The 4,163-nt window shown below is 76.6% G+C and carries 2 protein-coding genes; both read right to left on the reverse strand.

The features are described from left to right. Positions 1-2,795 (reverse strand): tetratricopeptide repeat protein (locus tag ACWEN3_RS42665; RefSeq protein ID WP_452982989.1); only part of this gene is annotated, 2,795 nt, incomplete at its 3' end. After that, positions 2,795-4,163: HSP90 family protein (locus ACWEN3_RS42670; RefSeq protein ID WP_452982992.1), on the reverse strand; the 1,369-nt coding region annotated here is incomplete at its 5' end. The genes ACWEN3_RS42665 and ACWEN3_RS42670, both read right to left, overlap by 1 nt.

Genomic DNA, 4,163 nt, shown 5'->3' on the forward strand with positions numbered 1-4,163 from the left:
GCCACCGCGTGCTCTGCCTCCCCGGCGTGATCCGCCACCGCGTGCTCTGCCTCCCCGGCGTGATCCGCCACCGCGTGCTCTGCCTCCCCGGCGTGATCCGCCACCGCGTGCTCTGCCTCCCCGGCGTGCTCCGCCACCGCGTGCTGCGCCTCCCCGGCCCGCTCCGCCGCCTCGATCGCCGCTTGGGCCAGGAGGTCGCCGAACTGGCGGTGGGTGCCGGCGAGTTCCGCGGTGAGCCGGTCCCGGTCCGAGGGGTCCGCCGTGGACTTCAGCGCGCGCTCGCACGCGTCCACCGCCTGCGCCATCAACCGTCGCGCGCCCTCCGTTCCGGCCGGTGCGCGCAGCGCCAGCCAGGCCCGGGCGCGCAGGGACCGCACGAGGAAGTACGGGTAGCCGAGGGCCCGCCACAACTCGCCCGCGCGCGTGTAGGCCGCTTCGGCCTCCGCCAGCAGCCCGGCGCTGCCGAGGGACTCGGCGGCGAGGTGGGCGAGCGTGGCGTGGTCCTGCTGCTCGGGCCAGCGCCGGGCGATCTCGGCGGCCCGCAGCCGCTCTTCGGCCGCCGCCCGGTGCTCGCCCAGCTCGGCCAGGCAGTCCCCGAGCCACCAGCGCGCCTGGACGACGGCCCCGTCACCGTGCGTCTCGGCCCGCAGGTCGGCCAGCGCCGACTCCAGCACCTCGGCCGCCTCCGCGTACCGCCCCTGGCGCAGCAGGCAGCCGCCCAGCTGCTGCCGCGCCCAGGCGCCCAGCGTGCCGCTCTCCCCGGCCTCGTCGGCCCAGTGCGCGGCCTCGAGGGCGTGCCCGGCGGCCTCCACGGCGTCACCGCGTCCGCCGACCACCTCGGCGAGCTGCAGGTGCAGCTGGGCCCGGCCGACCGGCTCGACGTACGGCCCGCCGTGCTCCAGGGCCGCGCGCAGCGCCCGTTCGGCCCCGGCCGGGTCGCCGGCCTCGTGGGCGAGCGCGGCGACCCGCACCTCGTACTCCACCGCGAACCACGGCAGCCCGGCGGCCACGTACTCCTCGGCGGCCCGCCGGAACAACCGTGCCGCCCGCTCCTCGTCCCCGGCGGTCCCGGCCAGCTCGGCGAGCATGGCCCGCGCCTCGGCGAGCCGCGCCCTCAGGCGTACGTCGTCCCCGCAGCGCCCCTCGACGAGCGCCGGCACCTCGCGCACGGCGGCCTCGGCGACGGCGACGGCGCTCCCGGGACCCCGCTCGTGCACCCGGCACATGAGGATCCGCGCCCTGCTCATCACCACCGACGCCGTCTGCCGCAGCCCGGTGCCCTCGTCGGCGTAGAGCGCGAGCACCTCGTCGTACAGACCCGAGACGGCCGTCAGGGCCGCGTCCACCTCGCCCGCGAGGGCGCGGAAGTAGGCACCCCGCGCGCGGGCCGCCAGCGCCTCCCCGGGGTCGCCCGCCTCCGCGTAGAGGGCGGCCGCCCGCTCGAACAGCGGGACGCCCTCGGGGCCGCGGGCCATGGCCTCGTGGTCGGCGATCTCCGCGCGGTCCCGCGGCTCCAGCTCGGCGTCCCGCGCGGCCCGGGCGACGGCGGCCCACGTCTCCAGGGCGTCCGGCCGCAGGGTGTCCGACAGCCGCCGTGCCTCGGCGAGCAGGACGGTCAGGCCGGATTCGGCGGGCAGGTCCGCGGCCGGGGGAGCGGCCACCGGCACCGGCGCCGGACGGGGCGTCGTCCGCACGCCCAGCGGCAGCCGCTCCACCCCGGGACGCTGCGCCATACGCGCGCGTGCCCGGTTGCCGACGTACGACGTGCCGTTGCGCGTATCGAAGCGCTCCGCCAGTTCCAGCGCCTCGGCGCGCGCGTGGGCGGCGAGTTCGGCGGCGGTCCAGGTCCGCCCGGCGGGGCCCGGCACCCGCTGCCCGCCCAGGCCCAGCTCGGTCAGCCGGTCCGTGAGCAGGGCCACCACGGCCAGGAAGTCGAGCCGGCTGCGCGGATGCCCGGTGTCCGTGAAGTACGCCGGCCGCTCGGCGAGCAGTTCGAGACCGCGCGCCTCGTTGCCGGTCAGCGCGCAGAACTCGACGTGGTCCGCGTACGCGCCGCGCATGCTCTCCATGGGGCGGACGAGCCTGAGGCCCCGCAGATGGTGCGCGCGCGCCTCCTCGACGCGGCCCAGCCGGAGCAGCGGGGCCAGCGAGGAGGCGAGGACGGAGTGCGGCTCGTGCGCACAGCCGTACTCGCCGTCCAGCACCGGCCGCCACAGCTCCAGCGCCTCCGCGTCCCGGCCGCGGTCCGCCTGCCAGGCGCCCTGGCCGTGCAGCTCGCAGGCGTGGCAGTCGGCCATCTCGTCCCGGTCGGCGGCGAGCCACGCGGCGTACGCCCGCTCGGCCCGCGCCAGGTCCCCGACATGCGCGGCCACGCTGAACTCGGCCGCGCGCACGGCCCGTTCGGAGTGCCCGGCGAGCCGGTAGCGGTGCTCCATCTCGCCCAGCCACCGCTCGACGGAGGCGAGCGGGATGTGCGGCTGGTCCAGCATCCCGGCCGACATCCACTTGAAGACCCAGTGCAGAGAGTGCGCCTCGTACGCGTCGAAGTCCTCGGGCCGTTCGTCCCACATGCGCAGCAGCCGCGCGAACGGGACGAACATCTTGTCCTTCTCGGAGCTGTAGTTGTAGACCTTCAGCTGGTGCCCGAGCGCCTCGACGACGGCCAGCGGGACGCCGAGCCCCTCCGCCTCGGCGAGCAGCCGCTCGGCGCGCGCGTTGCGGGCCGGGCCCTCCGGCTGCTCGGAGTTGTCCGCCATGGCCCGGCGCAGGGCGTCGAAGTCCGTGATCTCACCCATCAGCGGCCGTTCTCCCCGTGTGCGGACTCCCCGTGCCCGGACTCCCCGTGTGTGGCCCACTCCAGCAGGCCGATGAACGCCCGGTTGAGCAGCGCCGAGTCGGCGGGCCGCAGCGGGCGCTGCGCCATCAGCAGCGCCTGCCCGTACAGCGACTCGGTCGCGGTTCCGGCGAGTTCGGGGTCCCGCAGCGAACTGATCCTGCGCACCAGCGGGTTGAGGTGGTTGAGCACCAGACGCGCGCGCGGGGCGCCACCACGCAGCGAGCCCAGGATGCCCGCCCACAGGTCGTCGGCCCGCTCCTCGGCCTCCGCCCGCGCCTGCTCGTGGCGGGCCGACCGGTCGTCCAGGTGCAGCGCGGGCACGGACAGCGGGTGGAAGGCGCGCAGGACCACGTCGCAGCCCAGCGGGTCGAGCTTCGCCCGCGCGGCCGCCAGAAAGCCGGACAGGGCCAGTTCCTCGGCCGCGTCGACCGTGTCCAGGTGCGCGGTCACGGTGTCCGCGTCCAGCTCGGCGACCGCCGAGCCCGGCCGCACCGACGGCAGCGCCTCGACCAGCTCGCTGTCGTACGTGTAGCCGCCGTTGACCACCCCGACGCCCTGCGCCGAGGCGATCGGCGCGACCTGCCGGTACTCCTCGACGGTCCGGGTGAAGTGCACCACCGGGTGCCGCTGCGCGAACTCCTCCAGCGACAGCCGCCCGTCCGTGGTCTCGAAGGGCAGCCACGGCAGCATCGTGCGCAGCATGTCGTGGTCGTGCCGGGCCAGCGACTTCACACCCAGGTGGTGCACGGCCAGGAACGCCGCCAGCCGCTCCGGGTCACCGGCCGCGAGCCCGGTGAGCCAGGAGCGAATCCTTTCCCCGAGGGCGTCCCGCACGGCCGCGAGCGTCTCGTCCTCGTACAGCGACTCGCGCGAGGCGGTGGGCCGCAGACTGTCGGTGTCCAGCACGCAGCGCACGAAGAACGCCCAGTCCGGCAGGAGCTGTTCGGCCCGCTCGGTCAGCAGCATGCCCTTCAGGTGGACGCGGTGGGTGGCGCGCTGGGCGGGGCTGACCGCCGACGGCAGCACGTACGCCACCCCGCGGATCCCGGCCAGCGGCACGTCCAGGCCGATCGAGTCCAGCGGCGTGAACCCGAACAGCTCCCGGCAGTGCCGGGACAGCGCCGCCCGGCGCGTGGCGGGGCTCGGGTAGGGGCGGTCCCAGGGCGCGGGCAGATCGGTGATCCGCTCCTCGCCCACCCGGACGTCGTACGGCAGCAGCGAGCCGAAGTCCCGGGCCAGGGCGAGGACCCGCTCGGGCGCGAGCCACTCGGCCGCCCCGGGCCGCGCCGTCAGGTGCACGGTCGTGGGCGGCGGGGGGCGGGCCGGG

It is taken from the genome of Streptomyces sp. NPDC004561 (genome assembly GCF_053602155.1).